The sequence below is a fragment of the Prescottella sp. R16 genome, assembly GCF_030656875.1.
Taxonomy (GTDB): domain Bacteria; phylum Actinomycetota; class Actinomycetes; order Mycobacteriales; family Mycobacteriaceae; genus Prescottella.
Genome location: NZ_CP130943.1, coordinates 1,328,707 through 1,355,678 on the forward strand (window position 1 = coordinate 1,328,707; position 26,972 = coordinate 1,355,678).

General features: G+C 68.4%; 25 protein-coding genes. 16 read left to right on the forward strand and 9 right to left on the reverse strand.

The window, feature by feature from the left end; translation table 11 throughout:
* The first annotated feature begins 57 nt into the window (after positions 1-57).
* The 4 genes from Q5696_RS06310 (at position 58) to Q5696_RS06325 (ending at position 6,968) form a co-directional block, all read left to right on the forward strand.
* Complete coding sequence (locus Q5696_RS06310; protein ID WP_305094346.1) at positions 58-1,263, forward strand: cytochrome P450; 1,206 nt, start codon at positions 58-60, stop codon at positions 1,261-1,263.
* The gene (locus tag Q5696_RS06315) at positions 1,263-2,063 is read left to right on the forward strand and encodes an SDR family oxidoreductase (RefSeq protein WP_305094347.1); all 801 of its coding nucleotides are present in this window, start codon (positions 1,263-1,265) and stop codon (positions 2,061-2,063) included. The genes Q5696_RS06310 and Q5696_RS06315 overlap by 1 nt, the downstream gene beginning before the upstream one ends.
* A gap of 767 nt (positions 2,064-2,830) precedes the next feature.
* A complete protein-coding gene (locus Q5696_RS06320; protein ID WP_305094348.1) occupies positions 2,831-6,337 on the forward strand; it encodes a beta strand repeat-containing protein in 3,507 nt (1,168 codons plus the stop codon).
* A 13-nt stretch (positions 6,338-6,350) separates the two neighbouring features.
* Positions 6,351-6,968 (forward strand): class F sortase, encoded by a 618-nt coding sequence (locus Q5696_RS06325; protein ID WP_305094349.1) that lies wholly within the window; start codon positions 6,351-6,353, stop codon positions 6,966-6,968.
* 9 nt (positions 6,969-6,977) lie between these two features.
* Here Q5696_RS06325 and Q5696_RS06330 read toward each other — a convergent pair whose 3' ends face one another.
* A complete protein-coding gene (locus Q5696_RS06330; protein ID WP_305094350.1) occupies positions 6,978-7,199 on the reverse strand; it encodes a PLD nuclease N-terminal domain-containing protein in 222 nt (73 codons plus the stop codon).
* A gap of 171 nt (positions 7,200-7,370) precedes the next feature.
* Here Q5696_RS06330 and Q5696_RS06335 point away from each other — a divergent pair, with 171 nt between their 5' ends.
* Positions 7,371-8,984: an amidohydrolase gene (locus tag Q5696_RS06335; protein ID WP_305094351.1), complete on the forward strand. Its 1,614-nt coding sequence runs from the start codon at positions 7,371-7,373 to the stop codon at positions 8,982-8,984.
* 6 nt (positions 8,985-8,990) lie between these two features.
* On the opposite strand, the gene Q5696_RS06340 is transcribed toward Q5696_RS06335, so the two are convergent.
* Positions 8,991-10,094 (reverse strand): hypothetical protein, encoded by a 1,104-nt coding sequence (locus Q5696_RS06340; protein ID WP_305094352.1) that lies wholly within the window; start codon positions 10,092-10,094, stop codon positions 8,991-8,993.
* Positions 10,095-10,246: 152 nt separating this feature from the next.
* Between Q5696_RS06340 and Q5696_RS06345 the strand changes: the two genes are divergently transcribed.
* From Q5696_RS06345 to Q5696_RS06365, 5 genes are all read left to right on the forward strand, one after another.
* Positions 10,247-10,831: a TetR/AcrR family transcriptional regulator gene (locus tag Q5696_RS06345; RefSeq protein ID WP_305094353.1), complete on the forward strand. Its 585-nt coding sequence runs from the start codon at positions 10,247-10,249 to the stop codon at positions 10,829-10,831.
* A 97-nt stretch (positions 10,832-10,928) separates the two neighbouring features.
* Entirely contained in the window at positions 10,929-12,401 is a 1,473-nt protein-coding gene (locus tag Q5696_RS06350) for an FAD-dependent oxidoreductase (protein ID WP_305094354.1), read from the forward strand.
* Positions 12,402-12,447: 46 nt separating this feature from the next.
* Positions 12,448-13,395: a restriction endonuclease gene (locus tag Q5696_RS06355; RefSeq protein WP_305094355.1), complete on the forward strand. Its 948-nt coding sequence runs from the start codon at positions 12,448-12,450 to the stop codon at positions 13,393-13,395.
* Between the two features lie 141 nt (positions 13,396-13,536).
* A complete protein-coding gene (locus tag Q5696_RS06360) occupies positions 13,537-14,271 on the forward strand; it encodes a DUF1906 domain-containing protein (RefSeq protein WP_305094356.1) in 735 nt (244 codons plus the stop codon).
* A gap of 28 nt (positions 14,272-14,299) precedes the next feature.
* A complete protein-coding gene (locus Q5696_RS06365) occupies positions 14,300-14,662 on the forward strand; it encodes a hypothetical protein (protein ID WP_305094357.1) in 363 nt (120 codons plus the stop codon).
* Positions 14,663-14,726: 64 nt separating this feature from the next.
* Here Q5696_RS06365 and Q5696_RS06370 read toward each other — a convergent pair whose 3' ends face one another.
* Entirely contained in the window at positions 14,727-15,227 is a 501-nt protein-coding gene (locus Q5696_RS06370) for a nuclear transport factor 2 family protein (RefSeq protein ID WP_305094358.1), read from the reverse strand.
* Between the two features lie 354 nt (positions 15,228-15,581).
* Positions 15,582-17,021, reverse strand: coding sequence for an MFS transporter (locus Q5696_RS06375; RefSeq protein WP_370654872.1), 1,440 nt, complete (start codon positions 17,019-17,021; stop codon positions 15,582-15,584).
* 158 nt (positions 17,022-17,179) lie between these two features.
* Here Q5696_RS06375 and Q5696_RS06380 point away from each other — a divergent pair, with 158 nt between their 5' ends.
* Positions 17,180-17,650 carry a MarR family winged helix-turn-helix transcriptional regulator gene (locus tag Q5696_RS06380; protein ID WP_305094359.1) on the forward strand — a complete coding sequence of 157 codons (471 nt, stop codon included), beginning with the start codon at positions 17,180-17,182 and terminating at the stop codon, positions 17,648-17,650.
* 15 nt (positions 17,651-17,665) lie between these two features.
* Here the strand turns inward: Q5696_RS06380 and Q5696_RS06385 are convergent, their stop codons facing one another.
* Together Q5696_RS06385 and Q5696_RS06390 are read right to left on the reverse strand one after the other, a co-directional pair.
* Entirely contained in the window at positions 17,666-18,004 is a 339-nt protein-coding gene (locus Q5696_RS06385; RefSeq protein ID WP_305094360.1) for a hypothetical protein, read from the reverse strand.
* A gap of 103 nt (positions 18,005-18,107) precedes the next feature.
* The gene (locus tag Q5696_RS06390; protein ID WP_305095158.1) at positions 18,108-18,845 is read right to left on the reverse strand and encodes an Rv1157c family protein; all 738 of its coding nucleotides are present in this window, start codon (positions 18,843-18,845) and stop codon (positions 18,108-18,110) included.
* A 357-nt stretch (positions 18,846-19,202) separates the two neighbouring features.
* Here Q5696_RS06390 and Q5696_RS06395 point away from each other — a divergent pair, with 357 nt between their 5' ends.
* Positions 19,203-20,405 carry a mannosyltransferase gene (locus Q5696_RS06395; RefSeq protein WP_305095159.1) on the forward strand — a complete coding sequence of 401 codons (1,203 nt, stop codon included), beginning with the start codon at positions 19,203-19,205 and terminating at the stop codon, positions 20,403-20,405.
* On the opposite strand, the gene Q5696_RS06400 is transcribed toward Q5696_RS06395, so the two are convergent.
* Positions 20,338-20,637 (reverse strand): 4a-hydroxytetrahydrobiopterin dehydratase, encoded by a 300-nt coding sequence (locus tag Q5696_RS06400; protein WP_305094361.1) that lies wholly within the window; start codon positions 20,635-20,637, stop codon positions 20,338-20,340. The genes Q5696_RS06395 and Q5696_RS06400 overlap by 68 nt on opposite strands.
* Before the next feature lie 33 nt (positions 20,638-20,670).
* On the opposite strand from Q5696_RS06400, the gene Q5696_RS06405 reads away from it, so the two are divergent.
* Positions 20,671-21,063, forward strand: coding sequence for a (deoxy)nucleoside triphosphate pyrophosphohydrolase (locus Q5696_RS06405; protein ID WP_305094362.1), 393 nt, complete (start codon positions 20,671-20,673; stop codon positions 21,061-21,063).
* A gap of 3 nt (positions 21,064-21,066) precedes the next feature.
* Here the strand turns inward: Q5696_RS06405 and Q5696_RS06410 are convergent, their stop codons facing one another.
* On the reverse strand, positions 21,067-21,249 hold the full coding sequence (locus tag Q5696_RS06410; RefSeq protein ID WP_305094363.1) for a hypothetical protein: 183 nt from the start codon (positions 21,247-21,249) through the stop codon (positions 21,067-21,069).
* 356 nt (positions 21,250-21,605) lie between these two features.
* Here Q5696_RS06410 and typA point away from each other — a divergent pair, with 356 nt between their 5' ends.
* The 3 genes from typA (at position 21,606) to mshB (ending at position 26,256) form a co-directional block, all read left to right on the forward strand.
* Positions 21,606-23,501, forward strand: coding sequence for a translational GTPase TypA (gene typA / locus Q5696_RS06415; protein ID WP_305094364.1), 1,896 nt, complete (start codon positions 21,606-21,608; stop codon positions 23,499-23,501).
* Positions 23,502-23,591: 90 nt separating this feature from the next.
* Complete coding sequence (locus Q5696_RS06420; RefSeq protein WP_305094365.1) at positions 23,592-25,364, forward strand: ABC transporter family substrate-binding protein; 1,773 nt, start codon at positions 23,592-23,594, stop codon at positions 25,362-25,364.
* Between the two features lie 13 nt (positions 25,365-25,377).
* Positions 25,378-26,256 (forward strand): N-acetyl-1-D-myo-inositol-2-amino-2-deoxy-alpha-D-glucopyranoside deacetylase, encoded by an 879-nt coding sequence (mshB, locus tag Q5696_RS06425; RefSeq protein ID WP_305094366.1) that lies wholly within the window; start codon positions 25,378-25,380, stop codon positions 26,254-26,256.
* Between the two features lie 4 nt (positions 26,257-26,260).
* On the opposite strand, the gene Q5696_RS06430 is transcribed toward mshB, so the two are convergent.
* Entirely contained in the window at positions 26,261-26,929 is a 669-nt protein-coding gene (locus Q5696_RS06430; RefSeq protein ID WP_305094367.1) for a hypothetical protein, read from the reverse strand.
* Positions 26,930-26,972 lie beyond the last annotated feature (43 nt).

The window sequence follows — 26,972 nt, forward strand, 5'->3', positions numbered from 1 at the left end:
AGGTGTCTGGACTATAGTTTGGTCACATTCGAATGGCAACGAGGTTGGAGTGAACCGATGACCGAAGCCCTGATCGACCCGCTGGTCTTCGACCCGTACGACTACGACCTCCACGAGGACCCCTACCCGGTCTATGCGCGACTGCGCGCCGAATCGCCGATCTATCACAACCCGGAGATCGGGTTCTGGGCGTTGTCTCGTCACGCCGACGTCCTGCGGGGATTCCGCGATCACACGCGGCTGTCGAGTGCCAACGGCGTCTCGCTGGATCCGGCCGCATACGGGCCGCATGCCCACCTGGTGATGTCGTTCCTCGCAATGGACGATCCCCGGCATGCGCGCCTGCGCCGGCTGGTGTCCCGCGGATTCACGCCCCGCCGCGTTGCGGAACTCGAGCCGCGCATCCGGGAACTCACCCGGCGTTATCTCGAACCCGCCCTGGACGCCGGGGAATTCGACTGGGTCACCGAGGTCGCCGGCAAGCTCCCGATGGACGTCGTCTCCGAACTGATGGGTGTGCCGTCCGGGGACCGGGCCGAACTGCGCCGGCTCGCCGACCTGGTCGTGCACCGTGAGGAGGGGGTCCTCGACGTGCCGCAGGCGGCGGTGGAAGCGTCGATCACCTTGATGGGCTACTACAAGGACATGATCGAGCAACGGCGCCGTTCGCGCACCGAGGACCTCACCTCCGCACTGCTCGACGCGGAACTCGACGGCGACGCGCTCTCCGATCAGGAGGTGCTCGGGTTCATGTTCCTGATGGTGGTCGCCGGCAACGAGACCACCACCAAACTGCTCGGCAACGCCGCCTACTGGGGCGGCCGGTTCCCCGGACAGGTCGCCCAGGTACTCGACGAACCGCAGCGCGTACCCGAATGGGTCGAGGAGACACTGCGTTTCGACACCTCCACACAGGCTCTCGCCCGCACCACCACCGTGGACATCGTGTACCACGGGCAGACGGTGCCGGCGGGGGAGAAGATGCTGCTGCTGCTCGGGTCCGCCAACCGGGATCCGGCGGTGTTCCCCGACCCGGACGAGTACCGGATCGGCCGGGACTCGACCAACAAGCTCGTCAGTTTCGGTGGCGGCGTGCACTTCTGCCTCGGTGCGCACCTCGCGCGGCTCGAGGCGAACATCGCACTCGACGAGTTCGCGCAGCGCGTCACCCACTACGAGATCGACGTCGACGCCGCCGAACGGGTCCACTCGTCGAACGTGCGGGGCTTCGCAGCCCTGCCGATGAAGGTGCAGGTGCGCTGATGCCGCGTTTCGAACCCAATCCCGTCCGACGCCCCGCCCTGATCAGCGGTGCCTCCTCCGGGATCGGCGAGGCCACCGCCTACGCCCTCGCCGAACTCGGGCATCCCGTGGTGCTCGGGGCCCGCCGGCTCGAAAAGACCGAGGCGATCGCGGAGAAGATCCGCAGCAACGGGGGAGAGGCGTTCGCGCACTTCCTCGACGTCACCGACGACGATTCGGTCGACGCGTTCGTCACCGCCGCCGAAAATGCTCTGGGCCCCACCGAGATCGTCGTGTCCGGTGCGGGAGACCTCGAGTTCGGTGCCGCCGACGAGATCGACCCGGTCCGGTTCGCGAACCAGGTCGACGTCCACCTCGTCGGCCCGCAGCGTCTCGCCCACCGGGTCCTGCCCGGCATGCGGGAGCGTCGGCGCGGCGACTTCGTTCTCATCGGATCGGACTGCGCCGACCGGCCCCGACCCCTCATGGGTGCCTACGACGCCGCCAAGGCAGGGCTCGAGGCCATGGGGCGGCAGATGCGCATGGAACTCGAGGGCAGCGGAATCCGGGCGTCCGTCGTCCGTCCCGGGCCGACCCTGACCGGGATGGGCATGGACACCACCCCGGAGGTCATCGCCCCTGTCGCGAAGATGTGGACCACGTGGGGCTTCGCCCGGCACGGTTACTTCCTGCGGGCGTCCGACATGGCCGGTGCCGTCGTCGCGGTCGTGAACGCGCCCCGCGGCGTCCATCTCGTCCTCGTCGAGGTGCAGCCCGAGGCGCCCCTCAAGGCCCTCGAAGTCACGGAGGAGGAATCATGACCCCGCCCGAACCGCCGCGCGTATCCGGCGGCGCCCGCGAACACGAGCCGCCCGAGGGAACTGCGCACCGACGGTCACCGCTGATACAGCGGGTTCGCGACGAATGAGGTGACGTCGGGGTGTTCCGCCTCGTCGACCGTGACGTCGTGTCCGACTTCGAGCTCGTCGAGGAGTGCACGCGTACGAGGTTCCGCGCGCCTTCCGGACGGTCGACGAGGCAGCTCGGGGCTCCGAGTGGAAAGCTGGACTACGGCTGGGTGAAGTCTCGCACCGAGAGCCACGACCACGACCATCGGATCGAATAAATGTGACTCCTCTGGGCATTCTTTTCCGGCGGAGGGAAAGTATCGCTATTCGAGCGTTCTGCGTTACAAGCGGAATCAGTTCCCCGTTGTCCACGCCGGGCATTGGGGTGAAGTGGGGGGTGAATCCCCCTGTCGGTGGTGGTACGCAACCGGTAACGATGCCGCAGTTCAGTGGGTTTATCATTCGAATGATGGGCGGCACTAACTGATTTCGTCGACGTGGTAGGCGACCGAATCTGGTATCGAAATCTGGTCGAGATGTTATCTTGATCGTGCCTGTAAGCATGTGGCTGGGGGATTTTGCTATCCGCTCGATGGGGGTCGGCCGGATTTTCGGGGGGCGTTTTTCGCCTGTTCTGTCTTCATGCAGCTGGGCTGTCTGTTGTGCGTTGCTGGCATGCCGATCGAGGAGGTCGAAGACCGATGTCTACCCACAAAGCCCGAAATATGAGAACGCTCAGGATGAAGAGTCGCATCCTGGTGGCGGCCACGGCCGTCGGCGCTTTGACGATCGCGACACCGTCGGTCGGGCAGGCGCAGCCGGCGTCGGTGAACGGAATCGGCAGCAGCGCGAACGGTGGTGCGAACGGCGGCGTTTCGGGTCTCGGCAGCAGCGCCGACGGTGCCGGTGGCGGTGGCCTCGGCAGCACGGTCGGCCCCGGCGGTGCCGGCGGTGGTGCCGGCGCGGGCAGCACCGGCAACCTCGATCTGGCACACCTGGCCGAACTGGCCCTCGGTAGCCTCGGGGAAGGCGGCGTGGGCCTCGGCAGTCTCGCGGAACTCGCGCTCGGCAGCCTCAGCGCAGGTAGCGGTGACACGTCCACCGGTAGCGACGGCGACCTGAACCTCGAGAGTGCAGCGGACGCTGTACTGGGGAGCCTCGGACTGCCGGCACTCGGCAGCTCCGGCGGCGGTGACGCCGGCGCCGGTTCGAGCGGCGCGAACGGCAGCAACGGCGGCACCGATGCAGGCAGCAGTGATCTCGGTGATCTGACGACCGGCAGTCTCGGTGACGCGGGTGCGGGTTCGAGCGGTGGCGCCGATGCCGGTAGCTCGGATCTGACCACAGGCAGTGCTGATCTCGGTGCCGGAAGTCTCGAGGACCTGGATGTGGGCAGCCTGGGTGAAGGTGTGCTCGGTAGCTTGGCGGTCCCGCTGGGAAGCTTGGCTTTGCCGGTATTGGGGAGTGTCGGCGCGCTCGGTAGTGCCGGTGACTCCGGTAGTGAGGCTGGTACGGATGCGGGTAGCGGGGAACTCCCCGCGGGCAGCAGTGATCTCGGTGCCGGCAGTCTCGGTGATGCGGGTGCGGGTTCGAGCGGTGGCGCCGATGCCGGTAGCTCGGATCCGACCACGGGTAGTGGTGACCTGGAGGCCGGTAGCCTCGGTGATCTGGATGTGGGCAGCCTGGGTGAAGGTGTGCTCGGTAGCTTGGCGATCCCGTTGGGGAGCTTGGCCCTTCCGGTGCTCGGTAGTGTCGGTGCACTCGGTAGTGCCGGTGACTCCGGTAGTGAGGCTGGTACGGATGCGGGTAGTGGGGAACTCCCTGCGGGTAGTGCTGACCTCGGTGCCGGCAGTCTCGGTGACGCGGGTGCGGGTTCGAGTGGTGGCGCCGATGCCGGTAGCTCGGATCTGACCACCGGTAGTGGTGATGCGGATCTGGGTAGCCTCGCGCTGCCGGCCCTCGGTAGTCTGGCGATCCCGTTGGGGAGCTTGGCCCTTCCGCTGGGGAGCCTGGCTTTGCCGGTATTGGGTAGCGCGGGCGCGCTCGGTAGTGCCGGTGACTCCGGTAGTGAGGCTGGTACGGACGCGGGTAGTGCTGATCTCGGTGCCGGGAGCCTCGGTGATCTGACGACCGGCAGTCTCGGTGACACGGGTGCGGGTTCGAGTGGTGGCACCGACGCGGGGAGCTCGGATCTGACCACCGGTAGTGGTGATCTCGACGCGGGCAGTCTCGGCGATCTGGATCTGGGCAGCCTGGGAGAAGGTGCGCTCGGCAGCCTGGCGATTCCGTTGGGTAGCTTGGCCCTTCCTCTCGGTAGCCTGGCGCTTCCGGTGCTCGGTAGTGTCGGTGCTCTCGGTAGTGCCGGTGACGCGGGCAGTGACGGTGGCACCGATGCCGGTAGCGCGGAACTCCCCACGGGCAGTGTTGATCTCGGTGCGGGCAGTCTCGGGGACGCGGGTGTGGGTTCGAGTGGTGGGGCCGATGCTGGTAGCGCGGATTTGACCACGGGCAGTGGTGACCTCGGCGCGGGTAGCTTGGGTGACTTGCTGACGGGAAGCCTCGGCGACACCGGTAGCGGTGATGCGGACCTGGGTAGCCTCGCGCTCCCGGCCCTCGGCAGCCTGGCGATCCCGTTGGGTAGCTTGGCCCTTCCGCTCGGCAGCTTGGCGCTTCCGGTGCTCGGTAGTGTCGGTGCTCTCGGTAGTACCGGTGACGCGGGCAGTGACGGTGGTGCCGATGCCGGTAGCGCGGAACTCCCTGCGGGCAGTGTTGATCTCGGTGCGGGCAGTCTCGGGGACGCGGGTGTGGGTTCGAGTGGTGGGGCCGATGCTGGTAGCTCGGATCTGACCACGGGCAGTCTCGGTGATCTGATGACCGGCAGCCTCGGTGACACCGGTAGTGGTGATGCGGATCTGGGTAGCCTCGCGCTCCCGGCCCTCGGTAGTCTGGCGATCCCGTTGGGTAGCTTGGCCCTTCCGCTCGGTAGCTTGGCGCTTCCGGTGCTCGGTAGTGTCGGTGCACTCGGTAGTGCCGGTGACGCGGGCAGTGAAGGTGGCACCGATGCCGGTAGCAGTGACCTCGGTGCCGGCAGTCTCGGTGATGCGGGTGCGGGTTCGAGTGGTGGCACCGATGCGGGCAGTGCGGAACTCCCCACGGGTAGTGCCGATCTCGGTGCGGGGAGCCTCGGTGATCTGCTGACCGGCAGCCTCGGGGACACCGGTAGTGGTGATGCGGATCTGGGTAGCCTCGCGCTACCGGCCCTCGGAAGTCTGGCGATCCCGTTGGGTAGCTTGGCCCTTCCGCTCGGTAGCTTGGCGCTTCCGGTGCTCGGTAGTGTCGGTGCACTCGGTAGTGCCGGTGACGCGGGCAGTGAAGGTGGCACCGATGCCGGTAGCAGTGACCTCGGTGCCGGCAGTCTCGGTGATGCGGGTGCGGGTTCGAGTGGTGGCACCGACGCGGGGAGCTCCGATCTGACCACGGGTAGTGCCGATCTCGGTGCGGGGAGCCTCGGTGATCTGCTGACCGGCAGCCTCGGGGACACCGGTAGCGGTGATGCGGATCTGGGTAGCCTCGCGCTACCGGCCCTCGGAAGTCTGGCGGTCCCGTTGGGTAGCTTGGCCCTTCCGCTCGGTAGCTTGGCGCTTCCGGTGCTCGGTAGTGTCGGTGCACTCGGTAGTGCCGGTGACGCGGGCAGCGAGGGAGGTACCGATGCGGGCAGTGCGGAACTCCCCACGGGCAGTGCCGATCTCGGTGCGGGCAGTCTCGGTGATCTGACGGCCGGCAGCGCCGGTGAGGCAGGAACCGGATCGACCGGCAGCACCGGGGAACTCGCCCCGGGCAGCACCGACAGCAGCAGCACCCAACTCGGCAGTGCGGCTCTCGGCAGTGCCGCACTCGGCAGCCTCGGCCTCGGTAGCGCCGCCACCGGTGGAGCAACCATCGGCAGCGCAGTCGACAGCGGCAGCGGCGCCCCCGTCGTCGACGAGGAGAACGAGAACCACGATCAGGTGGTCCCGGTCGTGCGGACCCTCCCCGACACCGGCGCCCGCACCGCCACCGACGTGGCCGCACAGGCGACGCGCCGCGGCCAGATCGTCGACATCCCAGTCGGTGGCGTCGAAGCCGGAAACAAAACCGCCTCCGACGACACCACCGGCCGCAACGCACTCCTCGGCACCGCGCTGCTCCTCGCCGCCGCAGCCGGAACCACCGCCGCCGTCGGACGCCACCGGCGCAAGCAGGCGTAAGAACCACACCACAATGGACACCACACCGACAGGCCGCCCCCGGCACACTCGCCGGGGCGGCCTGTCGGCCGTCCTCGCCGCCTGCACAGCGACAACGATCACCCTGGCCGGCTGCACCACCACCGGGCCGGTATCCCTCGGTGAACTGTCCCCGCACCCCGGCATCACGACACCCGCCGAGACAGCCGTACTGCGCCCCGACCACCTCGTGATACCCGCCATCCGCGTCGACACCGACCTGATGGACCTCGGACTCGAATCGGACGGCACTCTGGAAGTGCCGCCGGGAGCATTCCCTGCCGGCTGGTACACCGGATCACCCGTCCCCGGAGACCTCGGCCCCGCTGTCCTCGCCGGCCACGTCGACTGGAACGGCGAAACCGGCGTCTTCCACCGACTCCACGAACTCGAGCCCGGCGACGAGATCATCACCCGCCGCACCGACGGCACCACCGCCGTGTTCCGTGTCGGCCGCGTCGAGAACTACGCGAAAACAGAATTTCCCACCCTCGACGTGTACGGCGACATCGACCACCCCGGCATCCGTCTCATCACATGCGGCGGCGAATTCGACACCGCTGCAGGGAGCTACCGCGACAACACCGTCGTCTACGCAGACCTCGTCACATGACCGGGTGGCTCACCCGAGCTTCTTGCGGCCCCACCGGAAATACGACAACGGGCCGACGAAGTTCACCGCGATGATCGCCGCCCACTTGCCCTTGCTGCCGTTCACCCGATTCCGTGGCCGACGCGCCAGATCCGCCCACGCGCTCACCGCCAACACCACCTGCATCGAACCCAGTGCGGCAAGCCCCGCACGCTGCACAGTGCTCAACTCGGCCCACTTCTTCGCCGCCACGACGCCACTCCCTTCGATCGGTGAACCCGACGGTCCCACAGTCTTTCTACCCGACCCGGCACCGACACACTTTGTATCGACATTCGTCTCGCGTCGGGTGTGCCGGATCGGTAGCGTGACGTTCAGGTGAGGACCAGGCCGGCCCCGTGCCGGCACGGAATAGGGGAAACGATGGCTGACCTGGTGCTGTTCGGTGACATCCTGACCATGGACGACGACCTCCCGCGGGCCGCCGCCGTGGCCGTCCGGGACGGCCGCATCCTCGCCGTCGGCTCCGACGCCGACATCGCCCCGCACATCGCCCCGCACACCCAGATCCACGACGTCGGAACCGCCTGCATCGTCCCCGGATTCGTCGAAGCCCACGGCCACCCACTCAACGAGGCCGTGATGCTCGGTGAACCCGTCGTCGACATCCGGCCCGTCACCGTCCCCGACTCCGCCGGGGTGCTCGCCGCGATCGCACAGGCAGTCGCCGATGCGGGCCCGGACGGGGCGATTCTCAACGGCTGGGATCCACTGCTGCAGAAGGGACTCGACGAACCGACCCTCGCCTGGATGGACGAACAGTCACCCGACGCGCCGCTCGTCGTCCTGCACAATTCGGGGCACGCCGCCTACTTCAACTCGTCCGCCGCGACGGTCGCCGGCATCACCCGCGACACCCCGGACCCGGAGGGCGCGCGTTTCGGACGCGACGCCGCCGGCAATCTCGACGGCGTCGCCTACGAGATGGCCGCGGTCCTGGCAGTGGCCGGCCCGCTCGTCGCGGCCGCCGCCGCCCGGTACCCCGAACTGATCGCCGCCGAATGCGCCCGTATGAACGCGGTCGGTGTCACCACCGTCAGCGAGATGGCGTTCGACCCCGCCATGCGGGCACCGCTCGCCGAGGCCGTCGCCGCCGGAGTCCTCACGACCCGGCTGCGTCTCTACGAAACCTCAGGCCCCGCACGGGAGTCCGACGTCGAACCCGGTGACGGAGACGAACTGGTACGGCAGATCGGTATCAAGATCTGGGCCGACGGGTCACCGTGGATCGGCAACATCGCCCTCAGCTTCCCGTACCTCGACACACCGGCCACCCGAGCCCTGGGGATGGCGTGCAGTCACGGTCACGCCAATTACACCGAGGAACAGATCTTCGACATCAGCACCCCCTACTTCGCGAAGGGCTGGCAGATCGCGTGCCACGCCCACGGCGACGAAGCCATCACGACGGTGCTCGACGCGTGGGAGAAGATGCTCGCCGCGTATCCACGGTCCGATCACCGGCTGCGGCTCGAACACGTCGGCGCGATGCGACCGGACCAGTTCCGGCGCGCCGCCGACCTCGGGGTCACCGTCAGCCTGTTCGTCGACCACCTGTACTACTGGGGTGACGTCCTGGTCGACGACCTGTTCGGCAGTGACCACGGCGGACACTGGGCGGCAGCAGGATCCGCGCTCGCCGCCGGGCACCGCATCTCGTTCCACAACGACGGGCCGGTCACCCCGACGAACCCGCTGCGCAACATCGCCGACGCGGTCACCCGCCGCTCCCGGGGCGGCAAGATTCTCGCCCCCGACGAACGGATCCCCGTCGAGGCCGCGCTGCGCGCACAGACCGTCGACGCGGCGTGGCAACTGTTCGGCGACGACACGATCGGCGTGATCCGGCCCGGAGCGCACGCGGATCTCGTTGTCCTGTCCGAGAATCCGCTCGACGTCGACCCGGTTGCACTTGCCGACATAAAGGTGAAGGCCACCGTGTTCGACGGTGACGTCGTCCACGGTGGCCTTCACTGACCTCGGTCAGTTCACTGCGTGCTTCGGTGATTCGTCGGCGCGCTTGCGCAGTCCGGTGACGGCGAGCAGCGCCACGGTGACCGCGAACCATCCCGCGAGCACCCACAGGCCGTGGCCCACACCGGTGCCGCCGAAGTAGACGATCGAGCGGACGGCGTCCACCGCACCCGAGCCGATCCAGAAGTGGCTCAACGCCGACCAGAAACCGGGCAGGAAATCGGCGGGGAACGCGCCGCCCGCACTCGGGAAGTTGACGAAGATCATCAGCGTCATCACGACCATGATCGCAGCCTGACCGAACAGCCGGTTGACCAGGATGCTCACCAACCCGACGATGAACGTGTAGGCGACGACGACCGCCAGCATGCCCAGGTTCGCGAGGAACGAGGCCTCGTAGAAGCCGATGAAGATCGCCGAGACCAGATACGACACGAGGACACCGACGACGGACATCGTGCCCAGGACCGCGAGCTGCAAGCGGGTGCGCATGCGCGGCGCGACCTGGGCGAGCACGGTGATCGTCAGGTAGCCGACGATCGTGCACACCATCACCAGGTAGAACAGCCCGGTTCCCGTGGGGTCGTCGGCGGCCAGGGGAGCGTGGTCGAGGACGTTCAGTTCCACGCCCTGCGCGGCGGCCAGCGGCTGCGCCAGGCCCTCGACGGCCTGCACCCGCATCGCTCCTTCGGCGGACGCGATGTGCAGGTTCATCGGCGCGCCCAGCTCGAGGACTCCGGCGACCTCCCGGTTCTGCAGACGGTCGAGCGCGGCGGCCGTGTCCGTCGTGGCTTCGAGGTCGAACTTGTCGCCGACCGAGGGGGCCAGCCGGTCCACGAGTGCGGTGGTGGCCGCGTCGGGGCCTGCCACGACGACCTCGACGTGACGCGGCGTCGGATCGTGGAATGCGCTCACGTAGCAGAGCGCGAACATCACCGCGAAGAACAGCGGGAACACCATCGACTGGACGACGACGCGCCACGGGGTGCGGGCGGAGCCGGTCGGGGCGGCGGGGGCGTCGTGTTCGGAGTGGAGGACCGGCGCGACCGCGTCGGTGTCGGCCGCGATGGCCTGGGTCCATTCCTGCTGCTGTTGGTCGTGGCGGCTGGGCATGCGCATCGGCCTTTCTGAATCGTCGATCTGTCAACAGCGTTGACGGACGGCAAGTCAACAGTGTTGACAAAGGTTTGTCAACACTGTTGACGTAGGCTGTGGGGCACAGTTGGCGGCGATCCGTACGAGCGAGCGACAACGAAGGAAGAGATATGTCGGCCGAGACCTCCGAGCACGGTGTCCGCGCGGGCACCGCCCACAATCGCGAAGCCGTGCAGGCCGCTGCCGCGGAACTGTTCGCCGAACAGGGCTTCGCCGGCACCGGCGTCCGGGACATCGCGCGGCGGGCCGGCGTCGACCCGGCGCTCGTCATCCGCTACTTCGGTTCCAAGGAGAAGCTGTTCGTCCGCACCATGACCATGTCGGATGCGTTCGTCGAGGTCGTGCAGGGTCCGCTCGACGATCTGGGCCGGGAACTGGTCGATTTCGTGGTCCGCCGCACCCGCCGTCGGCAGATCCACCCGCCGAGCGCGATCTACGCGGCGCTCGTGCGTGCATCCGACCGTCCCGCCGTGCGCGAGCACCTGCAGGAGGCGATCGAACAGATGATCATCGAGCCGCTCGTTCCGCGACTCGCGGGCGACGACGCCGGCCTGCGCGCACACCTGCTGGCGGCGCAGCTGTCCGGTCTGATGACGGCCCTGTACGTCGTGGAGAGCCCGTGGCTGCTCGACGCCCCCATCGACGGGATCGTCGAACGGTACGGGGCCGCACTGCAGGTCCTCGTCGACAGCTGACGAGTCTCCCGGTGGACGGAACATCCGCTGCGTCCACCGCGCCGACGGCATCAGGATGACGTGGATCACATTCACGGAGTCGGCGAGAGGAACGAACATGGGCGTTGCAGGGTTCGACGAGGAATTCGATGTCGTCGTGGTGGGCTCCGGGGCCGCCGGGTCCGCGGCCGCACTCGCCGCGCAGCGGGCCGGTGCCGCCGTTCTCGTCGTGGAGAAGTGCGACGAGGACGTCGCGGGCGGCAACACCCGGGTCTCCGGCGGCGGCTGGTGGGTCAACGCCGACCCGCAGCGGGCCCGGACCTTCCTGCGCTCGCTGTGCGGCCCGTTCCCGCTGCCCGACGATGTCGTCGACGCCTGGGCGGACGAGACCGCCGCGAACTCGCAGTGGATGAAGGAACTCGGCGCCGACGTCGCACTGAGCGCCGAGTACCACACCGAACCCGAATATCTGGGGGAGGAGGGCAGCGACTGCTACGCCGGGATGGACGCGATCGGCGGGCGGCTCGGCAACTCGCTGCTCTTCGACTTCCTGCGAAAGGCAGTGGCCGAGAGCGGGATCGAGATCCGCTACGCCACCCCGGCCGGTGAACTGATCACGGACGACGGCATCGTGACGGGCGTCGTCGTGGGCAGTGGGTCCGGCAGTCGGCGGATCGCGGCCCGCGGCGGCGTGGTGCTCGCCACCGGCGGTTTCGCCGGAAATCCGCAGATGGTGCACGACTACCTCCGGGTCCACGATCACGTGCTGTGGGGGTCCCCGGCGTCCACCGGCGACGGACACCACCTCGCGCAGTCGGTGGGTGCGGACCTGTGGCACATGGACAACATGGCCACCATCACCGGTGTCCGCGGCGACGACGGCAGCGGCCACTACCTCGCGCTGTGGGGTGCACACAACTACCTGTTCGTCTCCGAGGAGGGTCGCCGCTTCGTCGACGAGTCGGCCGTGGCCTACCCCAACCACGGGCACATCCGGCGCGACGGAGCCTGGGAACTGTTCCCGCTGCGCCCGTTCCGGCTCGTCTTCGACGAGCGGATGCGGACCGCCGGGCCGCTCAGCCCTACCGCCGACGTGCTCCCGGTCGGCTGGAACCTGCTGATGAACGGCTCCCGCTGGAGCGCGGACAACAGCGCCGAGATCGACAGGGGCTGGATCCGGCGGGCGGAGTCGATCGCCGAGCTCGCGCAGATCATGGACATCGACCCGGCGACGCTGGAACGCACCGTCACGCTCTACAACGAGGCGTGCGCCGCGGGCCGCGACGACCACTTCGGCCGCAACCCCGACATGCTCGGCGCGGTGTCCGAGGCGCCGTTCTACGTCCTCGACGTGGTGCCCCTGCTGGGGTGGAGCAACGGCGGCCCGCGCCGGGACGGGCGCTCGCGTGTCCTGGACACCCGGGGCGAGGCGATCGACGGCCTGTACGCCGCCGGCGAGGTGAGCTCGACCTACAGTTGGTGCAAGGACGGCGGATTCCACATCGCCGATGCGCTCGCGTTCGGTCGGGTCGCCGGTCGGGACGCGGCCGCACGGGCCACCGGTGTCGAGCCCGGCGGTGCCAGCCGATAGCATCCACGTCGGCCGACCGACAGTGTGATGGGAGCGGGTGTAGCAGGTGCAGGAGTCTCAGCGTGGGGACGACGCCGGTCCGGCCGGTGCGCTCGCCCAGCTCCCTCCCTACACGGATTTGCTGTGGCCGACGCTGCAGGCGCTCATCGCACTCGGGGGGTCGGCGTCCAACAACGAACTCGACGGCGCCGTCGTCGAACGGGAGGGCTGGTCGCCGGCCGTGCAGGCGATCCTGCACGGAGCCGGCCCCGGAACCGAGGTCGAGTATCGATTGGCTTGGGCCCGAACATATCTCAAGGGCATGGGGCTGATCGAGAACAGTCGCCGGGCGGTGTGGGCCGTCACGAAGACGGGGCGTGAGGTCACCGAGCGCGAGATCCGCCCCCTGCTCGTGGCGTTCACCGCCGACAAGCGTCGGCAGCGTCTCGAACGCAAGGCCGATGTTCCTGACCCGCAGTCGGTTCCGCTTCCCGACGACGGCGTGCCCGCGGTCGAGCCGTACGACGAGGGCATCGTCGACCCGGACTGGAAGACCGATCTGATCGAGTCGATCCTGCGCATGTCGCCCGGCGGTTTCGAACGACTGATCCAGCGACTGCTGCGCGAGGCCGGATTCTCCACCGCCACGATCACCGGCCGCGGTGTCGACGGCGGTGTCGACGGCATCGGCATGTGCCAGATCTCGCTGCTGAGCTTCCCGGTCGCGTTCGCGTGCAAGCGGATCAACGGCAGTGTCGGCGTCGGCGCGGTACGGGACCTGCGCGGAGCCATGGCCGGCCGCGGCGAGAAGGGGCTGCTCATCACCACCGGCACGTTCACGAGCGAGGCCCGCGCCGAATCCCGCCGCGACGGTGCACCCCCCGTCGACCTCATCGACGGGGAGCGCCTGTGTGGACTCCTCAAGGAACACGCCCTCGGCGTACGCACCACGACCCGTGTCGTCGAGGACGTCACCGTGCAGCCGGATTTCTTCACCGGACTCGAATCGTCCTGATCGTCCACGTCACCGATGTGGCTGACGAAACCCGAGCCGCTGTGGTGGAATAGGCGTCGAATCGAACAGGGCCCGAACCGAATCGGTGCGGGCGGCCCAGTCAGTCGATACCGGACGCTGCCGGTGATGTGAGGTGCTCAGGTGCAGGTTTCCAGACGAGGATTGTTCCGAATCGCCGCCGCAGGCACCGCCGCTGCGGGTCTGGCCGCCGTCACCGGACCGTCGATCGCGAACGCCGGCCCGGCCACTCTCGTCGACTTCTCGGCCGGGGTGCCGTCGCCGCTGTCGATCCGTGCCGCCGGGCACGTCGGCGCCATCCGATACGTCTCCGACCGTCGCCCCGACGCCGCATGGATGTTGGGCAAGCCGATGCAGTTCACGGAGGCCGCCGCGATGGCCGCGACCGGGCTGCAGATCGTGTCGTGCTACCAGCTCGGCAAGGGCGAGACGTCGGACTGGCGGGGCGGATACGACGCCGGTATCCGGCACGCCCGCCGCGGACTCGAACTGCACCGCGCCGCCGGTGGTCCCGACAACTGCCCCATCTATGCGTCCATCGACGACAATCCGTCGGGCTGGGAGCTGAACAATCTGATCACCCCGTACCTGCGCGGGTGGGAGGACGTGATCGGACACGCGAACGTCGGTGTCTACGGCAACTCGCCGACCATCGACCACTGTCTGCGGACCGGCGTCGGATCCTGGTTCTGGCAGCACAATTGGGGCACCCCCGCCGGGTACGTACACCCGGCCGCGCACCTGCACCAGTTCGAGATCGACAAGCGCACGATCGACGGTATCGGCGTCGACGTCAACTCGATCCTGAAGCCGAACTACGGCCAGTGGTCGACGAGCAGACCATTCTTCCTGTCCTGACCGGGAAACGTAAAGCTAAGGTAAGGGCATGTCTGTCGTCTACAACATCCTCGTCGCCGTCCACCTGCTCGGCATGGCCGCGATCGTCGGTGGCTACCTCGCCGTCCTGAAGGCTCCCCGGATCAGCGAGGTGATGGTGTGGGGCGCCCGCATCCAGCTGCTGTCCGGTCTGATCATCGTCGGACTCGGTGAAGCCGTCGATTCGCTGGGCAAGGACTACGACCACGCCAAGATCGGCGTCAAGCTGCTCATCAGCCTCGTGATCGTCGCGGTCGCCGAGATCGGTCGGGCCCGGCAGAAGCGCGGCGAAGCCAACCCCAACTTCGCGCACATTGTCGGCGGCCTCGCGATCGTCAACGCACTGATCGCGGTGCTCTGGACCAGCTACTGACGATCCGACGAACTGGAACGGGCGCCCTCCACCAGGAGGGCGCCCGTCGTCGTTTCTTCCCGCGTCAGCCCGGGAGGTTCGCCATCTTCGCCATCCACGCCCGTGCATCGTCGGGCAGATTCCCGGACGCGTCGGCGTGCGTGCACCACTTCTTCGCCATCGACAGGAAGTTCATCGGGTTGTAGGCGTCCTCCTCGTGCGACCACAGATTGTCGCCCGCATAGTGGAGGATCGTGATGTTCGCGGCACCGTGTTCGGTGCCGTCCCCGGGATCCTCCATCGGATTCTGTACCTCGCACACCACCCAGCCGCGTTCCTCGTCGATCACGTACCAGGAGACCGGGAATTCCGGCATCCGGTTGCCGGGGAACGCCGTCATCGTGCGCGTCACCCAGCGCCGGATCGCCTCGCGCCCCGAGAACTGGCCGAACGCGTGCTCGTTGTAGGTGGCGTCCTCGGTGAACTGGTCGGCGAAGACGTTCCAGTCGCCGGTCTGCGTCGCCTGTACCACGGTCTTCTGGTAGTTCTCGAAGGCGGCCTCGAGTTCGTCGCGGGTCCACGCCATCCCTGCGCTCCTCCTGCTCGGTTGCGGATGCCCCGCCTCGCGGGCGGGACTCCTGCAACCTAACCCACGAATGGAACACGTTTCAGTTGTTCGCAGAAAACGGATGAACCGGTCACCGGTGAAACGTTGTGGGGTCGCCCGTCGATAACTCCGAAAAGCGCCTACGACCTGGAGGTCCCGTGGAATTCCTCATCAACCTGCTGTACTCGATCGCCGGCAACCTGTACATCGGTTCCTCGGACGCCCTGGGCGGCGGGTCGTCCTCCGCGGATCAGCAGACCGCCTGATCGCCGTACGTCGAAGGCCCGCACCGGATCCGGTGCGGGCCTTCGACGTCTCACGGGAGCGAGGCGATCAGGAACGGGCGCGACGCTTCGGCGACGGGATCAGTGCCGCGAAGACCAGGGAGACCACCGCGGCGACGACCGCGATCACGAACGTCGCCCGGAACGCGTCCAGCGACGGGATCGTGGCCGTACCGAGCGTCACCGTCATCCCGGCGAGCACGACGCTCACGACCGCCGCAGCCGTCGAGGTGCCGATCGAGCGCATCAGGGCGTTGAGTCCGTTGGCGGCCGCCGTCTCGGACAGCGGCACGGCCCCGATGATGAGGGCCGGCATCGCCGAGTAGCTCAACCCCACACCGGCGCCGATGATCATCGAACCGATCATGATCTGCCACACCGTGGACGAGAAGAAGTACACGAACGTGTAGCCCGCAGCGACCACGACAGCGCCGACCATGAGGGTGAAACGCGGTCCGCGCCACGCCGAGATCTTCGCCGACACCGGCGAGAGCGCCATCATCACCAGTCCGCCGGGGGCGAGGGTGAGACCGGTCGCGACCATCGACAGGCCCAGGCCGTAGCCGGTGGACTCGGGTGCCATCAGGAGTTGGGGGAGTGTCAGCGAGTTGCCGTACATGCTGAACCCGATGGCGATCGACGCCAGGTTCGTGAACAGTACGTGCGGCCGTGCCGACACCCGCAGGTCGACCAGTGGACGCGACGTGCGCAGCTGTAGCACGCCCCACGCGAGGAACACCACGGCGGACGCGGCCAGCAGTCCGAGTGTCAGGGGATCGCTCCAGCCCCACGTGCCGCCCTTCGTGATGGGAAGCAGCAGCAGGACGAGCGCGGCACTGAGACCGACAGCGCCGACGGCATCGAATCGGCCGGGGTTGCGTACCGGTGACTCGGGGATGACGCGCACCGCGATCACGGTGCACACCAGGCCGAGACCGGCCGCCATCCAGAACAGGACGTGCCAGTCCGCGACCTCGGCGACCGCCGCCGCGACGGGGAACCCGACCGCACCGCCGACACCGAGGGTCGCGCTCACGACGGCCATCGCCCCGGCGACCTTCTTCGGCTCGAGTTCGTCGCGCAGAATGCTGATGCCGAGCGGGATGACGCCGACCGCCGCGCCCTGCAGGGCGCGTCCGACGACGAGAGGAATCAACGAGTTCGCGAACGCGCACACCACGGAACCGACGACGACGAGCAGCAGGCTCGCGATCAGGATCCGCTTCTTGCCGTACATGTCGCCGAGCCGGCCACTGATCGGAGTGACCACCGCGGCCGCGAGCAGGGTGGCGGTGACGGCCCACGACGCGTCGGAAGGTGTGGTGGACAGCAGGTGGGGTAGTTCCGGGATGACCGGGACCACGAGGGTCTGCATGAGCGCGACGACGATGCCGCACAACCCGAGTGTGGCGACGATGACCCTGCCGGAGCGGCGTTCGGTCGGCGGTGTCGCCCCGGGCGCGTCCGGCGACGCGACGGATGAGGTCAAAGGAACTCCTCGAATTTCACGAAAGAAGAAAAATCGGCAATGTAAGGGTGTGCACGCTACATAGCATGTGCAGTATGCACAATAGAGGGGTCCGCGCAGCGGTGCCCGACTGTTGGACGACGATCGTCGAGATCCACGGAGAAGAGAGGACGGATGTCGTGCCCGAAGACCCCCGTGTGACAGCGGACATCGAGTTCGAGCTGACCCTGATGTCGCGCTACCACACGATGTCGCGGCAACGCGGCGGCCAGAAACTCGAGCGGTCCGCCTACCTCATCCTGGGGCGGCTCGAACTCGAGCCGCCGATGAGCCTGAAGGAACTGTCCGAGGAGTTCCGGCTGGACATCTCGACCATCAACAGGCAGGTCGGGGCATTGCAGCGCAACGGGTTCGTCGAACGACTCACCGACCCGGCCGGTGGTGTCGCCCGCAAGATCCGGCCGACGGCCGAAGGCCTCCGGCAACTGCACGAGGACCGCGAACTCAACCGGCACGGAGTCGGCAGCGTCCTCGACCGATGGTCGGACGCCGACATCCGGAACCTGCGCGACCTGCTCACCCGCTTCAACCGGGACATCGAGCAGATCGAAGGACGACTCTGGCCGCGACCGGAGGAACGCGACGACTGACGGCGGTCGGTGTGTCTACGACTGCGCGTGCCCCGACGGTACGTCGGTGAGCTCCGGCTCGTCCGCGACCACGACCAGCGGCGGTCGCTCGTCGGGTGCGTGACCGACCGCCCGCCACGACAGCAACGACCACCTCGACAGCCCGGACAGTGCCGAGCCGACACTGGCGAACGACAGCGACGACAACACCGATCCGGCGGAACCGATCGAACCTATCGACAGGACCGAGCCGACCGAACCTATCGACAGGACCGAACCCACACTGCCGATCGACAGGATCGACCCCTCGGAACGAATGGACAGGATCGACCGCCGGGACTTCCTGGACCGGATCGAACGTGTAACTGCGGGCATGCCCCGGTCTACCACGGCTGTCCGGCCGGACACCAGCACGGAACGGCAAAGACGAAGGCCCCGCCGGAAATCCGGCGGGGCCTTCTGTCGGGTGTGGGACGGGTCAGGCGACCGCGACCATGCCGATGGTCGGCAGGAAACTGCACGTGATCGGGGCGGCGCCGTCCGGTTCGGTCGTCAGCGAACCCGAGATGACGGCCAGGACCCGACCGGGTCCGGTGTCCGCGATCGCCGAGAGCGTCGCCGGACCGTCCGGGTTGATCCGGGCCTCGGTCGTGAGGTTCTGCGTGTCCCGGCGACCGTTGTCGACGTTGATCCAGGACACCGTCATGCCCTGATCCGGTGCCGCCTTCGCGGTGCCGAGGGCGGTGAAGACGAACCCGGCCTGGCCGGCCGCGGGTCCCGGCGGGGGCAGGTGCGCCGGACCGGGGACCGCGAGAGCGGTACCGACGGAGTCGCTCGACGGGGCGATGCAGCCCTTGCCGACGGTCGGGTAGAGGAACTGGGCGATCGGCGGGCCGTCCTGCGGAATCTCCGGGCCGCCACCGCCGCTGCCGTCGAGGAACGTGATGACCCGCTCGAGCGTCGACTTCAACTCCGGCGGCAGATTCGCACCCTCGAGCAGAGCGCGGGCCTGCGCGAGCAGGTCGGCCTTGGCGTCGACGTCGGCGATGTCCGCCGGCGCCGCGACCGCACCCATGATGGCCGGTGCGAGCGACGCCAGGGCCTCGACCGGGACGCCTTCGGGAAGCGCGGGCGGGGCGGGTTCCGCGGCAGCGGTGGCCGGGACGGCGAGCGTGGCGGCGGCAGCGACTGCGCACGCGGTGATCGCTCGGCGCATTCCTCGGTTACGAATCACGGTTCCCATCCTTTACGTACGACCCGATCGTGACCTACGTCGCGTGCAGTCTATGCATGCTGTGACGTCACTGCCACGGCCCCGTGACCATATCCCGTGACGCATGAGGGGCAAGTGAACTTTGATTCAACTGTTACGCGTGGGCAAAGCGGTTTGTCGACGGCCTGCCCCCACGCGTTACGCTGACGCGACTTCGGGGCTCGTCCCGCCGTCGCATCACACCGCGTGCGCACAGCCACACGATCACGGGGAGAACACCAGCCAGTGCCGGAGCAGTCACTCGTCGAGCGGGAATCCCGCAAGCACACCGTGTGGTCCCGGTTCCTCCGATGGGCGCCGATGGTGCTCGCGGTGTCGGTCCTGGCGCGACTGCTGTGGACGGTGCTGACCCCCAACGGCCTCAACTTCGTCGACCTGCACGTCTACGTCGACGGTTCGGCGGCCCTGCTGCGCGGCGACCTGTACGCGTTCACGTACTCCGACGACACCCCCGACTTCCCGCTGCCGTTCACCTATCCACCGTTCGCGGCCCTGGTGTTCCTGCCCCTGCACTACCTGCCGTTCGGTCTGGTGGGGCTGCTCTGGCAGGCCGGCACCGTCGTCGCACTGTTCTTCGTCGTCCGGATCAGTCTCGAACTGCTGCTCGGTGACGCCGCCCGCACCCGGTACTGGCAGTCGATCGCGATGCTGTGGACCGCCGTCGGCGTGTGGAGCGAACCGGTGCGGACGACCCTCGACTACGGGCAGGTCAACGTCTTCCTCGTGCTCGGTGCGATGCTCGCGGTCCGCAGCACCCGCTGGTGGGTGTCCGGCGGCATCGTCGGCGTACTCGCCGGAATCAAACTGACCCCCGCCGTCACCGGCCTGTACTTCCTGGCGCAGCGCCGGTGGCGGGCCGCTGTGTTCTCGGCCGTCGCGTTCGCCGGCACCGTCGCCGTCAGCTACGTCGTGATCGGAGCCCAGGCCCGCGACTACTTCACCACCAAGTTCGGTGACGCCGACCGGATCGGCCCGGTCGGCTCGGCATGGAACCAGTCGCTGCGAGGCGCACTCAGCCGGCTCGCCGGCCACGATGTCGGCACCGGTCCGGTGTGGATCGTGGGCGTCGCGATCGCCGCCGCGCTCGTGGTCCTCGCGTGGCGCGCTCTCGACCGCGAGGACCGGCTCGGCACGCTCGTGCTCGTGCAACTTCTCGGACTGCTGGTGTCACCGATCTCGTGGGTGCACCACTGGGTGTGGGTGCTGCCCATGCTGATCTGGCTGGTGCACGGGCCGTACCGCCACCTGCTCGGTACCCGGATCGTGGCCGCGTCCTGGCTCGCGGTCACCGTCGTCGGGGTGCCGTGGGTGCTGCATCGTCTCGAAGGCGAAGCCATTTCCCGTCCCGGCGCACTCGCGTGGGCCGGGACTGTCAACGTGGCCGGGGCGCTCGTCGTGTTCGGGTGGGTCGCGTACGCCGGACGCCGTGCGACGGCTAGGGAGTCGGCGGAGACGACGCCAGCGCGTCGATCCGACGTGCCAGCTCCAGATCCGCGGCCGTGATCCCGCCCGCGGAATGCGTCGACAGGGTGTACGTCACGGTGCGCCAGCGGATGTCGATGTCGGGATGGTGGTTCATCGACTCCGCGGCTTCCGCGACCCGGTCGACGAGAACGATCGCGGCGGGGAAGCTCGTCGATTCGATCGTGCGGACGAGCGTGGCGCCGTCGCGGCGCCACGCGGGGAGGTCGGTGAGTGCGGAGTCGATCTCGGGGTCGGACAACAACTCGGCCATACCCCATCATGGGACGCCGACACGGAGGCTGCAATGAGCGTCGAACGCGAGGTCGTCGCGGCCGCGGTGATCCGGGACGGCCGGCTGCTGCTCGCGCAGCGCACCCGGCCGCCGGAGCTGGCGGGCCTGTGGGAGCTGCCCGGAGGCAAGGTCGAACAGGGCGAGAGTCCCGCCGACGCGGTGCGCCGGGAACTGCGCGAGGAACTGGGCGTGGAGGTGGCACCGGGGGAGCGGATCGGGGCCGACGTGCCGCTGCGGGACGGGCTGGTGCTCCGGGCCTATCGGGCGGAGTTGATCGACGGTGTCCCCCGCCCACTCGACCACGCTGCGCTGCGCTGGGTGGACGCGGACGAACTGCCGTCGATCGCGCTCGTCGGCAACGATCGGGGCTGGGTGCCGGACCTGGTGGCGCTGCTCGTCGGTTGACGTTCAGGCTGCCCGGGCCTTCTTGAGCCCCTTCTTGAGCTCCTTCTTGGTGGCACCCTGGTCCTCGAGCTTCTTCATCCTCATGATCACGACCGGGCACTTCAGGCAGCGGGTCTTCTTGCGGCAGCACTTCTTCTTGGGCTTGAGGCCGGACACCTCGGAGGCCTTCACCTTGCCTTTGCCCATGTGCGAACCGGCCTTCCTCCCGAACCCGACGCCCGAATCGACGTCGCGGAAGTTAGCGTACCCTCATATTTCGGTGGCGCCCAGGTGTCGGAGGGTCAGTGGCGTATATCACGATTCGCAGGTCGAGGCCCGATTTCCGAGGCCGCGATGTGGGCGGAGCCCGTACGGGCGGGTAGGGTATTCGCTGGCCGCAATGCCTCCGTCGGCGCAGATGTCGTGATCTTTCCCGCGACCTCGATGCGTTCCGCGACGAGGGGGATCGCGAATGGGACATCACGCATGCGCGCAGCGGCAGCCATACGCCGTGCGACACCAATCTCGCGTGGCCCACGTCAGCAGCCAGGAGAACGCCCCGCGTGAGCACCAGTAACTTCCGTAACGTCGCCATCGTCGCGCACGTCGACCATGGCAAGACCACTCTCGTCGACGCCATGCTGCGCCAGTCCGGCGCTTTCGCCGAGCGGGCCGAGTTGGTCGACCGCGTCATGGACTCCGGTGACCTCGAACGCGAGAAGGGCATCACCATCCTCGCGAAGAACACCGCCGTCCACCGTCACAACGCCGATGGCACCGTCACGGTGATCAATGTGATCGACACCCCGGGTCACGCCGACTTCGGTGGCGAGGTCGAGCGCGGCCTGTCGATGGTCGACGGTGTCGTCCTGCTCGTCGACGCCTCCGAAGGCCCGCTGCCACAGACCCGGTTCGTGCTGCGCAAGGCACTCGCCGCATCGCTGCCGGTCATCATCGTCGTCAACAAGACGGACCGCCCCGACGCTCGCATCGAAGAGGTCGTCTCCGAGGCGCAGGACCTGCTCCTCGACCTGGCGTCCGACCTCGACGACGAGGCCGCCGCCGCTGCCGAGGCCCTGCTGGACCTGCCGGTCCTGTACGCGTCGGGGCGCGAGGGCAAGGCGTCGATGAACCAGCCGGAGAACGGCCAGGCTCCCGACACCGAGAACCTCGACGTCCTGTTCGACGTCCTCATGGAGCACGTCCCGGCCCCGAAGGGCGACGTGTCCGCGCCGCTGCAGGCCCACGTCACCAACCTCGACGCCTCCGACTTCCTGGGTCGTCTCGCCCTGGTCCGCATCCACAACGGTGAACTCCGCAAGGGCCAGCAGGTTGCGTGGATGCACGCCGACGGCGTCAAGAACGTCAAGATCACCGAGCTGCTCAAGACGGTCGGTGTCGAGCGCGAGCCCGGTGAGGTCGCCGTCGCCGGCGACATCGTCGCCGTCGCCGGTATCCCCGACATCATGATCGGTGACACCCTCGCCGACACCGAGAGCCCGGTCGCCCTGCCGACGATCGCCATCGACGATCCCGCGATCTCCGTCGTCATCGGCACCAACACGTCGCCGCTCGTCGGCCGCGTCAAGGGGCACAAGCTCACCGCCCGCATGGTGAAGTCCCGCCTCGACTCCGAGCTCATCGGCAACGTGTCCCTGCGGGTCCTCGACATCGGTCGCCCCGACGCGTGGGAGGTCCAGGGCCGTGGCGAACTGGCGCTGGCCATCCTCGTCGAGCAGATGCGCCGCGAGGGCTTCGAGCTCACCGTCGGCAAGCCGCAGGTGGTCACCAAGCAGGTCGACGGCAAGGTGCACGAGCCGTTCGAGGAACTGACGATCGACACCCCCGAGGAGCACCTCGGCGCGATCACGCAGCTGCTGGCCAACCGCAAGGGCAAGATGGTCCAGATGACCAACCACGGCACCGGCTGGGTGCGGATGGAGTTCATCGTCCCGGCCCGCGGCCTGATCGGTTTCCGCACCGACTTCATGACCGAGACCCGCGGCACCGGTATCGCCAACGCCGTCTCGCACGGCTACGGTCCGTGGGCCGGTGAGATCCGCGCCCGCCACACCGGTTCGTTGGTCTCGGACCGCACCGGCTCGGTGACCCCGTTCGCGATGATCCAGCTCGCCGATCGCGGCACGTTCTTCGTCGAGCCGGGCTCCGACACGTACGAGGGCATGGTCGTGGGCATCAACCCGCGCGCCGAGGACCTCGACATCAATGTCACCAAGGAGAAGAAGCTCACCAACATGCGTTCGGCCACCGCCGACGCCACGGAGACCCTCGCGAAGCCGATCGAGCTGTCGCTCGAGGCCGCGATGGAGTTCTGTGCCGCCGACGAGTGCGTCGAGGTCACCCCCGAGGCGATCCGCGTGCGCAAGCTGCACCTGTCCCAGACCGACCGTGCCCGTGAGCGTTCGCGGCAGAAGGCTCGTGACAAGGCCGCACTGTAAAGTGCGCTGACGTGCCTGCGCGCCTTTTCGAGGGTAGTCACTACCGGAAAGGCGCGCAGGCGGCGTAGCCGCATACGAAGGGACGGGTGAGTGAGACGGGTGTTGCCGGGGGTTGCCTCGTTGGTCGCCGGGCTTGCTCTCACCGCCTGCACCGCCAATCCGCCGCCGCCGGTGGAGAGCACGGACAGTCCGAAGCCGACGACAGCGGTCACTGCGGCGAAGAACACCGTCGTGGTCGGGATCGACGATGTCGGTCTCGGGTTCAATCCGCATCTGCTGGCCGATCAGTCGCCGGTGAATGCGGCGGTGTCGTCGCTGGTGTTGCCGAGCCCGTTCCGCCCGGTGTCGGATCCGGCCCGGCCCGGGGTCACCGAGTGGGTGCCCGATCCGTCGGTGCTGGTGTCGGCGACTCTCGCGCCGCCGACACCGGAGGCGCCGGTGTCGATCGTCTACCAGCTTCGTAACGAGGCCCAGTGGTCCGACGGTGCACCGATCGCGGCCGAGGATTTCCGTTATCTGTGGCGGCAGATGCTCGGCCAGCCCGGTGTCGTGGATCCGGCCGGCTACGGATTGATCGAGGACATCGAATCGTCCGGTGGCGGGAAGACGGTCACGGTCCGGTTGTCCGCGCCGTATCCGGCGTGGCGGGAATTGTTCACCGATCTGGTGCCGTCGCATCTGCTCAAGGACTCGCCGGGCGGTTTTGCGCGCGGCCTGCTCGACGGAATCCCGGTGTCCGGCGGCCGATTCCACATCAAGTCGGTCGATCGGGGACGGGACGAGATCCTCCTCGAACGCAACGACCGGTTCTGGGACACCCCGGCCGAACCCGATCAGATCCAGATGCGTCGGGGCGGTTCACCCGCCCAGCTGTCCGATTCGATGCGTTCGGGAGACGTTCAGGTGGCGCGCGTGCACGGTGGTGCGGCGACGCTCGCGCAGTTGTCGGCGATCCCGGACGTCCGTACCGGTACCGAGTTGCAGCCGCGGGTCCTGTCGGTGGCACTCAACGGCAGAACGTCCGAACTGTCGAACGTTTCCGTGCGGAAGGGGCTGCTCGGGCTGTTGGATGCGCATCTTCTCGCGATGGTCGGTGCCGGCACCGAGTCCGCGGTCGTTCCGGCCCGCGCGCAGGTGCTGGCTCCGTCCGATCCGGGGTACACGGCCACGGCCCCGCCGGCGCCCACCCGGGAGCAGGCGGTCGCCTGGCTGGCGGAGGCCGGCTACCACGTGGCCCCGAACAGCGGTGAGAACATCGACCCGGAGACGGCGACGGACGGCCGGCTGATGCGCGGTGACGAGCAGTTGACGCTCGTACTCGGCGCACCCGAGAACGACGACACCGCGATCGCCGTCGCGAACACCGTGGCCGATCAGTGGCGCGGGGCGGGAGTCGCGGCGTCCGTCCGGGCGTTGCGGGCCGAGGACCTCTACGGTGATGCCCTCGAATCGGGCCGCGTCGACGCCGTCGTCGGGTGGGAGCGGGCCGGATCGGATCCGGCGACGGCCCTCGCGTCGCGGTTCGGTTGTGTGCCCGTTGCGTTGCCGGAGACGGCGACGGAGCCGCCGCCGTCCACGAATTCCGGCGACCCGGTGGGTCTGCAGGCGCCGAGCAACATGTCGGGAGTGTGTGATCCGGCATTGCAGCCCGAGATCGATGCCGCGCTGCGCGGTGAGACGGACGTGTCACGGGTGATCGCGGACGCCGAACCGCGGCTGTGGGAGCTTGCCGCAACGCTGCCGGTGCTGCAGGACAACGTGATCGTCGCGGCCGGCCCCGGCGTCGAAGGTGTGGCACTGGCGGGTCCGGTACGGGTCGGCATCTTCGTGGACGCCCCCGCATGGACCCGGACGTCGACATGAGTGAGGTGGCCCGGTGAGTTCGCGTCGAATCCTGTTCGTACACGCGCATCCCGACGACGAGACGCTGACGACGGGCGGCACCATCGCCCGGTACGCGTCCGGCGGCGCGGAGGTGACCGTCGTGACGTGCACGCTCGGTGAGGAGGGGGAGGTGATCGGCGACGCGTGGGCGGGACTGGTCGCCGACCGGGCCGACCAGTTGGGTGGTTACCGGATCCTCGAGCTCACCCGGGCACTGCAGGCGTTGGGCGCCGCCGGGCCCCGGTTCCTCGGCGGGGCCGGACGGTGGCGGGACTCGGGCATGGCGGGGACGCCGTCGGCCGCGAATCCGCGAGCCTTCGTCAACTCGGACGACGACGAGGTGATCGGGGCGCTCGTCGCGGTGATCCGCGAACTGCGGCCCCACGTCGTCGTCACCTACGATCCGGTCGGCGGGTATGGGCATCCGGATCATGTTCGGGCACACCGCATCACGACCGCGGCGGTCGAGGCGTCCGGTGCCGGGTCGTGTCCCGGTTCGGGGGATCCGTGGGAGGTCGCGAAGTTCTACTGGACCGTCACCGAACGGTCCGCACTGGATGCGGGTCTGGCTGCGATCGGGGAGATCCCGGCCGGGTGGCGGATGCCGGAAGCCGGTGAGCTGCCGAGCGTTCCGGACGTCGAGGTGACGGCGGCGGTGGACGTGTCGCCGGTGCTGGACGCGAAGATCGCGGCGCTGCGCGCCCATGCCACCCAGGTGGCGGTGGCGGCGTCGGAGACCGCGATGGCCCTCTCGAACGATGTGGCCCAGCCGATCCTGGCGGAGGAGCACTTCGTGCTGGTCCGCGGGCAGGCCGGACCGGTCGACGACTCCGGTAGGGAGACCGACCTGTTCGCCGGGATCGACGTGTGAGCGGTCAGCCGAGTCGTAGATCCGGACGGTAGCGGTGCACCCAGGCGCCGATGGTGCCGGTGCGCCAGTGCTCCTCGAACTCCGCGGCGTTGATCGTGGCGGCCGGCGTGTGGAAGGGCTCTCCGGCCTGTAGTCGTGAGCCGAGAGCCTGATCCTGTGCAGCGAGGATTCGCCGGGATGCGCCCGGAACCGGACGCACCACACCACGGCCGGTGAGGACGACGGCCGTCTCGGCTCGTAGCGCCGCCGTTGCGGCATTGCCGATCGTGCGAGCCCGGCTGCTCATCCACCAGGGCGGGTCCGCGACGACGTTGACGGGGGCGTCGCACACCCCGGTGAGCCCGTTCCACGGGATCTCGACGATCGTGGCTGCGTCGATCCGGGTGAGGCCGGTGGGCGAGAGGACGAGGCGTTTGGCGTCGTACCTCGCGCGCAGCCGACGGGTGTTGCGCAAGTGCAGGACCGCAGTGGCGCCGACGGCCACCGCGACGGTGGCAGGCCAGTAGATTTCCGGTGATCGCGGATAGATCAGGCCGACGACGAGCATCACGAGCAGCCCGATCGCGCATGCGAACACTACGAGTTGTGGAAGGGACCGCGGGTTCGGCTGATCGGCACGCAGAATGCAGCGCAGTTCGACACTTCCCCCCGCGGCCGCGTACGGCAGCGTCATGACGGGAGAAGCTACCGGACCGACGCTCCCGTATGCTGTGACC

Excerpts from the sequence above, each read along its gene's own strand:
- Q5696_RS06365 (WP_305094357.1), top strand. The coding sequence starts at position 14,300 with ATGTCTGTCGTCTACAACATCCTCGTCGCCGTCCACCTGCTCGGCATG.
- Q5696_RS06385 (WP_305094360.1), bottom strand. The coding sequence starts at position 18,004 with ATGCCCGCAGTTACACGTTCGATCCGGTCCAGGAAGTCCCGGCGGTCG.
- Q5696_RS06325 (WP_305094349.1), top strand. The coding sequence starts at position 6,351 with ATGGACACCACACCGACAGGCCGCCCCCGGCACACTCGCCGGGGCGGC.
- Q5696_RS06345 (WP_305094353.1), top strand. The coding sequence starts at position 10,247 with ATGTCGGCCGAGACCTCCGAGCACGGTGTCCGCGCGGGCACCGCCCAC.
- Q5696_RS06340 (WP_305094352.1), bottom strand. The coding sequence starts at position 10,094 with ATGCCCAGCCGCCACGACCAACAGCAGCAGGAATGGACCCAGGCCATC.
- Q5696_RS06405 (WP_305094362.1), top strand. The coding sequence starts at position 20,671 with ATGAGCGTCGAACGCGAGGTCGTCGCGGCCGCGGTGATCCGGGACGGC.
- Q5696_RS06315 (WP_305094347.1), top strand. The coding sequence starts at position 1,263 with ATGCCGCGTTTCGAACCCAATCCCGTCCGACGCCCCGCCCTGATCAGC.
- Q5696_RS06400 (WP_305094361.1), bottom strand. The coding sequence starts at position 20,637 with ATGGCCGAGTTGTTGTCCGACCCCGAGATCGACTCCGCACTCACCGAC.
- Q5696_RS06410 (WP_305094363.1), bottom strand. The coding sequence starts at position 21,249 with ATGGGCAAAGGCAAGGTGAAGGCCTCCGAGGTGTCCGGCCTCAAGCCC.
- Q5696_RS06370 (WP_305094358.1), bottom strand. The coding sequence starts at position 15,227 with ATGGCGTGGACCCGCGACGAACTCGAGGCCGCCTTCGAGAACTACCAG.
- Q5696_RS06350 (WP_305094354.1), top strand. The coding sequence starts at position 10,929 with ATGGGCGTTGCAGGGTTCGACGAGGAATTCGATGTCGTCGTGGTGGGC.
- Q5696_RS06320 (WP_305094348.1), top strand. The coding sequence starts at position 2,831 with ATGAAGAGTCGCATCCTGGTGGCGGCCACGGCCGTCGGCGCTTTGACG.
- Q5696_RS06390 (WP_305095158.1), bottom strand. The coding sequence starts at position 18,845 with ATGCGCCGAGCGATCACCGCGTGCGCAGTCGCTGCCGCCGCCACGCTC.
- Q5696_RS06310 (WP_305094346.1), top strand. The coding sequence starts at position 58 with ATGACCGAAGCCCTGATCGACCCGCTGGTCTTCGACCCGTACGACTAC.
- Q5696_RS06335 (WP_305094351.1), top strand. The coding sequence starts at position 7,371 with ATGGCTGACCTGGTGCTGTTCGGTGACATCCTGACCATGGACGACGAC.
- Q5696_RS06430 (WP_305094367.1), bottom strand. The coding sequence starts at position 26,929 with ATGACGCTGCCGTACGCGGCCGCGGGGGGAAGTGTCGAACTGCGCTGC.
- Q5696_RS06395 (WP_305095159.1), top strand. The coding sequence starts at position 19,203 with ATGGTGCTCGCGGTGTCGGTCCTGGCGCGACTGCTGTGGACGGTGCTG.